This window comes from Metabacillus niabensis (genome assembly GCF_902829255.1).
In the GTDB taxonomy this organism is placed as follows: Bacteria; Bacillota; Bacilli; order Bacillales; family Bacillaceae; genus Metabacillus; species Metabacillus niabensis.
In genome coordinates this window covers 85055-91944 of sequence record NZ_CADEPK010000009.1, presented here as the reverse complement: position 1 = coordinate 91944, position 6890 = coordinate 85055, and the positions used below count along the sequence as shown (strand labels likewise).

The following is a 6890-nucleotide window of genomic DNA, read 5'->3' as shown; positions in this document are numbered from 1 at the left end:
TTGCATAGGTTATTTTTTCGGTTTTAGACGTTTCATTTTCAGGTTCTAAAGGTTCCATATTTTTTATTAAGTATTCGACAATGACTTCATTTATTGTTGATTCGATAACAGCCCTCACTGAATCATTATTCCAGATTAGTAAAAAAATGAAGAACATCGATGCACAGGCGAGCAATGCCGGTCTCAATATTGCAGGAATGCTTTTTTTCTTATTAGCGGATAGCGGTATCGCTTCATCCATAAGTAGGACGTCTAGTCCTTCCTCTAATAATAAGTATTGGTCAAAATAGGTTTCACACTTTGCACACGTCTCAATATGGTCTAACAGCTGATTTTGTTCACTCTCTGTTAGCTGGTCAAACATAAGGATTCTATTTTGCTTTCGACAGGTCATTACAACACCCCCTTATCAATTAGATGGTCCATCATTTTTTTTCTTCCACGAAATATTTTTGTTTTTACTTTACCGAGAGAAAGGTTTTTAAGCTGAGCTATTTCCTGGTATGAATACCCTTTATTACGGAGAATAAAGATTTCTCTTGTTTCTTCATCAAGTAAGTGGAAGACTTGATTAATATGCTGGACCTGTTCTTTTGATATAAGTTGTCTCTCCGGTGTATCGAGTGTTTTTTCCTGTTGGTATTCATCACTAACCTGTTGATGTACTTCTTGATGACGTTTTAATTTTCTAAGATGATCATAGGCGGTGTTTTTAGTAAGAATCGTTACCCATGCTTCAATATTTTTAGGAATCTCATAATCCCGTTTTTGAAAGTAAGTGTAGATTTTGATACTTGCATCTTGAACAATATCTTCTACCAGAGAGGGATTTTTGATGATGTTTTTCGTTACCTTAATAATTTTTGCTCGATGTGTCTCGATCAACTGTGTAATTGTCTCTTTGTCCAAAATTGTCTCCCCCCTAGCTTCATTTAAAAGACGTATAAAAATTGCAGATGTTTCGTTTTGTCTTCATAAAAGAGAAAAAAGTAGTGAAACTAAAATGATGGTAAAAACGACTAACAGGTATGAAATTAACGGTTTTATTAGTGGCCTTGTGCCTAAAAGGAACATACATATAATTGAAAAGCCAAAAAAATATTAAGCGAACGTATGTTATATATGTAACTATCTTGATTATGACATATATTTCCTAAATCCCCTTTAGGAAATTTTGTTCGTAATGGGTTTGAGAAAGTAAAACTTAGTTGAGTAAATATAGATTCATGGCTAACAATTTCTATGTAAAGTGATAAAATAGGAATGATTAAACTCGAGGAGGAAGTCTAAAAATGAAAATGAAATTAGGTCTTATCTACGGTGGGAAGTCTGCAGAGCATCAAGTATCATTGCAAACAGCCCTTGCAGTTATAAATGCGTTAGATTTTAACAAGTTTGAAATACATCCTATATATATATCAGATAAAGGTGAGTGGATTAGAGGGGGAGCATTACAAGAGCCAATTAAAGAAGTAAGTGTACTAAAGCTTGAACAAGGAAGTTTGTTTTCCCCAGTCACATTAAACTCAGATTTATTCCCTACAACTGTTGAAGCGGAAAAGCTAGATGTCATTTTCCCATTATTACACGGACCTAATGGAGAGGACGGTACTGTTCAGGGGCTTCTAGAGTTATTGAATATTCCGTATGTTGGGAACGGCGTTTTAGCATCTGCAGCTGGAATGGATAAAGTAGTCATGAAAAATTTATTTGCACAAGCTGGTTTAGCACAAGCAAGTTATGTATCTTTTATTAAGAGCGATTTTGAAAGTAATCAAGAACAAGCCTATAAGGAAGTAGAAGAACAATTAGGTTATCCTTGCTTCGTGAAGCCTGCCAATTTAGGCTCAAGTGTAGGGATTAGCAAATGTAAAGACAGAGCTGAGCTTGAGGCTGCATTCAAAGAAGCGTTTGAATACGATCGGAAAGTCATTATCGAAGAGGGAATTGTTGGTCGGGAAATTGAAATTGCTGTAATTGGAAATGACAATCCACAATGCTCTGTAGTAGGAGAAATTGCCCCTAAAAAAGAATTTTATGATTATAAGGCAAAGTATGAAGATGGCGACACAGATTTAATCATACCTACACAGTTATCTCATGATGAATATGAAACAATTAAAGACATGGCAATTAAAGCCTTTAAAGCAATTGATGGCTCTGGTTTAGTCCGTGCAGACTTTTTCCTTACTGAGGATGGGAAGGCATTAATCAATGAGGTAAACACAATGCCAGGATTTACTCCATATAGTATGTTCCCGTTATTATGGAAAGAGAGTGGTATTAACTATCCTAGCCTTATTGAAAAGCTAGTGGACTTAGCGCTTGAACGTTATGAACAAAAACAACAAATCAAATATACTTTTTAATCATCTTTTTATATAGATTTTACAAAAGCTGGAACTGAATAGCGATCATATCAGTTCCTCTTTATTTTGTGAGAAAGAAATGTTGAAAAAGGAGTGAAGAGATTGATACGAAGAACGTTATCTCATATTGAAAAAGTAGTACATGGCTGGGGATTAGCTGAAAAAGATTACAATCTTGAAATTTTTGGAGTCACAACAGATTCCCGTGCAGTAATTAAGGGGAATTTGTTTTTTCCGCTAGTTGGGGAAAAATTTAATGGGCATGAATTTGTTGCAAGTGCATTAGAAAATGGTGCGAGTGCAATTGTATGGCAGGAATCAGAAGGAAACCCTCCAAAAGATGTTCCGGTCATTTTCGTTAAAGATACATTACGTGCATTACAACAACTTGCAGAGGCCTATTTAAATGAAGTGAGGCCAAAAATAGTTGGAATTACGGGAAGTAATGGGAAGACAACAACGAAGGATATGGTCGCAGCTCTTCTTGAAACAACATATAAAGTTCATAAAACAAAAGGGAATTTCAATAACCATATAGGTTTACCATTAACTGTTCTAAATATGGAAGAGGAAACGGAGATAGCCATATTAGAAATGGGCATGAGCGGTAAAGGGGAAATTGAGCTTTTATCAAACATTGCAAAACCAGATGTAGCGATTATAACGAATATTGGTGAATCACATCTGATGGATTTAGGCTCAAGGGAAGGAATAGCTGATGCTAAGCTAGAAATTGTAAAAGGTTTGAAGGAAGACGGCGTCTTAATTTATCATGGTGATGAGCCACTTTTAGAAGAGAGAGTGCAGGCTTTACTAATTAAAACCATTACCTTTGGGGAGCACAGTCAAAACGACTTTGTTGCAACGAACATGAAGCAAGCGATTAACGGCACTAGCTTTCAAGTAAATAATGTTGAATACACAATACCTGTTTTAGGTAAGCATAATGTTCTAAATGCTCTAGCAGCATATGCAGTCGCAAAGCATTTCAAAGTACAAGAAGATGCAATGATTCAAGGATTTAGCCAATTAAAGGTAACGGGAATGAGATTAGAACTCATAGAGACAGAGCAAGGTGTATCTGTCATAAATGATGCGTATAATGCAAGCCCTAGCTCAATGAAGGCGGCAATCAATCTATTAATGGATCTAGACGGTTTTAATCAAAAAATCGTTGTCTTAGGAGATATGCTTGAATTAGGAGAAGCAGAAAAGGAATATCACTATCAAATCGGAGCTTCTATTGATTCCGCTAAAATAGATCATGTGTTTACATATGGCTCTTTAGGGAAAGAAATTGCGAGAGGTGCGGAAGAGAAATTTTCTCCAGATGTAATTCACCATTTTGATGATAAAAATGCGTTAATTAAACAGTTAAAGTCGTATCTGCAGCCTAAGGATATTGTTCTAATTAAAGCATCACGTGGAATGAGGCTTGAAGAAGTAGTCAATGCAATAACTAATTGAAAAACATGTGGATGAAAATTTTATAAAAAGTGAATGATAACATTGTGGAAAAACCATTTCCTTACCTTCGAAAAATGATATGTTGCCATATAAACGTGTCCGTATGCTTTCAAAGGGAGGTTTACATTTCATATGATAGGTTGCCTTTTTATTCATGGCTTTACCGGTGCGCCTTATGAAGTAGATCCATTGGCAAATGATATTAGGGAAAAAACAGGATGGATTGTGAGGGTCCCAACTTTACCTGGGCATGGGGAAACCCTTTCGTTAAAGGGACACACATATGATGAATGGGTTTCCCATGCTGAACAGGAGCTTTTAGCTTTAATGGAGGAAGTTGATGAAGTATATGTTATTGGATTTTCTATGGGGGGAATTATTGCCTCTTATTTAGCGGCAAATTATCAGGTGAAAAAACTCGTTTTACTAAGTGCTGCAGCATATTATGTCAATCCAAAGCAGCTTTTGTTAGATTTTAAAGACATGCTAAAAGATTTCTGGTCAGGGAAGCTAAGTCAAAATGAGCTTTATAACCGTTATAGAAGGAAGCTTTTTGAGACTCCATTACGTGCAACACTTGAATTTCAAAAGCTTGTCAAAAAGGTACGTCCTATTTTAAAGGAATTGACGTTACCTGTCCTAATTATTCAAGGTGAGCGTGATGGGATTGTCCCTGTCAAAAGTGCCTATTATTTATATGAAGTAATTCCTTCCAAGGAAAAGAAGCTTAAGCTACTTCCAACTTCTAAACATCACGTTTGCTATGGAGAAGATTATGAAGTGTTAAGAGAATCTGTAGAAAGATTTCTCTACGAGGAACAAATGAATAACGCCCTATTGTCATAATGATAGTTGAAGTGAAGGTAAGAGACGAAATTTTTCTATCCATGCATATTTTTAGAAGTAGCTGTCTTACATTAAGTTGAAATAAGGGGCTTGTAGTGGTATGATTACTTTTAAAGTGTTTGCGGGCTTTAAATAAGGTAAACTGCTGCCCTTGTAAGAGAATAAAGGGCTTTTTTTGTGTGAAGGTGAGGGAAAGGAAAGCTTAAAGGCGTACTTTAATGATTATGCCACATTTGTTGAGTAAGCTTTGTTTGAATCAATCCCTTTGAATAGACTTCAGCTTTTTATCCTTCTATAACAGGACGTTAAGGAGTACAAGATGAGGATTTAAGGCTGAAATCTGTCCATTACTATCAGAGTGTTCGGCGATAGTTTGTTTTCTTTCAGTTAAATAATGGCAGGTACCATTATTAATTGAACACAATTTTATTTAAGCGGTTTTTTCATCACTGTTTTCATGATGAATCATTATTAAATAATCTTTCTTATAGCTTTTAGATAAAGCTAAGGTTGAATATATAACATCGTTTCATTATGAATACGATTAAGAAACCTATTACCTATAAGGTCTGTAAATATTTACAGCAAACGATATAGAAGGAGTATGAATACATTGACATTAACGTTTCAAGATTTAGGTTTAAGTTCGTCACTTATGCAATCAATAAGTAAAATGGGCTTCGAGGAGCCATCACCAATTCAAGCACAAACCATTCCGTTAGGCTTGCAAAATAAAGACGTAATTGGTCAAGCACAAACAGGAACTGGAAAAACAGCAGCATTCGGAATACCTCTTATCGAAAAGATCGATGTGAAAAAGGAGCATATTCAAGCAGTTGTCGTTGCTCCAACTCGTGAATTAGCGATTCAAGTTTCGGAAGAGCTTTATAAAATTGGATATCATAAACGCACACGCGTTCTTCCAATTTACGGTGGCCAAGATATTAACAGACAGATTCGTTCATTAAAGAAAAACCCGCATATTATTGTCGGAACTCCTGGACGTTTAATTGACCATATTAATCGTAAAACTATTCGTCTTAACGCGGTTCACACAGTTGTCTTAGACGAAGCAGATGAAATGCTAAATATGGGATTCATCGAGGATATTGAATCAATTTTATCAAACGTACCAGAGGAACGTCAGACATTATTATTCTCAGCTACTATGCCAGATCCGATTAGACGCATTGCAGAGAAATTTATGCAAAATCCGGAGTTAGTCAAAGTAAAAGCAAAAGAAATGACGGTTCCGAATATTACACAATATTATTTAGAAACACAAGAAAGAAAGAAATTTGATATTTTAACAAGACTTCTTGATATTCAATCTCCTGAGCTGGCGATTGTCTTTGGACGTACAAAACGTCGTGTAGATGAGTTATCTGAGGCATTAACATTAAGAGGTTATACAGCTGAAGGTATTCACGGTGACTTAACTCAAGCAAAACGTATGTCAACTTTACGTAAATTTAAAGAGGGTGCAATTGAAGTCCTTGTTGCAACAGATGTTGCTGCACGTGGTCTTGATATCTCTGGCGTAACACATGTATATAACTTTGATGTGCCACAAGATCCTGAAAGTTATGTACACAGAATTGGTCGTACTGGACGTGCTGGTAAAACAGGTATGGCGATGACATTCGTTACACCACGTGAATTAGATATTGTTAAAAATATCGAGCGCACAACAAAACGTAAAATGGATCGTATGAAGCCACCAACATTGGATGAGGCAATCGAAAGCCAACAACAAATGACTGTTGAAAAAATCCGCTCAATTATCGAAAGCGATAATTTATCTTTCTATAAGCGTACGGCAGAAGAGCTTTTAGAGGAATTTGATGCTCAAGATGTAGTGGCAGCGGCGATTAAATTTATGACAAAAGAACCTAACTCTGTTGAAGTAAAATTAACGGAAGAGGCTCCATTGTATTCAAAATCAAAAGGTAAAAACCGTTCTTCTAATAACCGTAGACGTGGCGATTATAATCGTAGTGGCGGACAAAAGAAGCCGAATAATCGTTCTTACGGTGATCGTGATCGAAGCAAAGGTAATAATAACAAGCGTCGTTACTCTAATTCAAAATAATGATAAGGTCGAATCCAATCTTTTGGGTTCGGCTTTTTTATTGTGTCATAAAAATGGTTTTATTTTATTTGGGAATGCTAGTGGGGAGAAGAAATTAATAAATATACCAATTATCT

Annotated in this window: 6 protein-coding genes; 4 read left to right on the top strand and 2 right to left on the bottom strand. The window is 35.8% G+C overall.

Annotated features, from left to right (window positions below; genetic code table 11):
- Positions 1-394 (bottom strand): anti-sigma factor (locus HU235_RS02140; RefSeq protein ID WP_174879222.1); only part of this gene is annotated, 394 nt, incomplete at its 3' end.
- Complete coding sequence (locus HU235_RS02135; RefSeq protein ID WP_174879221.1) at positions 394-909, bottom strand: RNA polymerase sigma factor; 516 nt, start codon at positions 907-909, stop codon at positions 394-396. The genes HU235_RS02135 and HU235_RS02140, both read right to left, overlap by 1 nt.
- Before the next feature lie 383 nt (positions 910-1292).
- On the opposite strand from HU235_RS02135, the gene HU235_RS02130 reads away from it, so the two are divergent.
- From HU235_RS02130 to cshA, 4 genes are all read left to right on the top strand, one after another.
- Positions 1293-2369: a D-alanine--D-alanine ligase gene (locus HU235_RS02130; protein ID WP_095302509.1), complete on the top strand. Its 1077-nt coding sequence runs from the start codon at positions 1293-1295 to the stop codon at positions 2367-2369.
- 102 nt (positions 2370-2471) lie between these two features.
- Positions 2472-3836 (top strand): UDP-N-acetylmuramoyl-tripeptide--D-alanyl-D-alanine ligase, encoded by a 1365-nt coding sequence (locus tag HU235_RS02125; RefSeq protein WP_174879220.1) that lies wholly within the window; start codon positions 2472-2474, stop codon positions 3834-3836.
- A 132-nt stretch (positions 3837-3968) separates the two neighbouring features.
- Entirely contained in the window at positions 3969-4682 is a 714-nt protein-coding gene (locus HU235_RS02120) for an alpha/beta hydrolase (protein WP_174879219.1), read from the top strand.
- Positions 4683-5295: 613 nt separating this feature from the next.
- Positions 5296-6774, top strand: coding sequence for a degradosome RNA helicase CshA (gene cshA / locus HU235_RS02115; RefSeq protein WP_141231570.1), 1479 nt, complete (start codon positions 5296-5298; stop codon positions 6772-6774).
- The last annotated feature ends 116 nt before the right edge of the window (positions 6775-6890 follow it).

Bases quoted from the DNA above. Each gene is read 5' to 3' on its own strand.
- HU235_RS02130 (WP_095302509.1), top strand. From the start codon at position 1,293: ATGAAAATGAAATTAGGTCTTATCTACGGTGGGAAGTCTGCAGAGCAT.
- HU235_RS02120 (WP_174879219.1), top strand. From the start codon at position 3,969: ATGATAGGTTGCCTTTTTATTCATGGCTTTACCGGTGCGCCTTATGAA.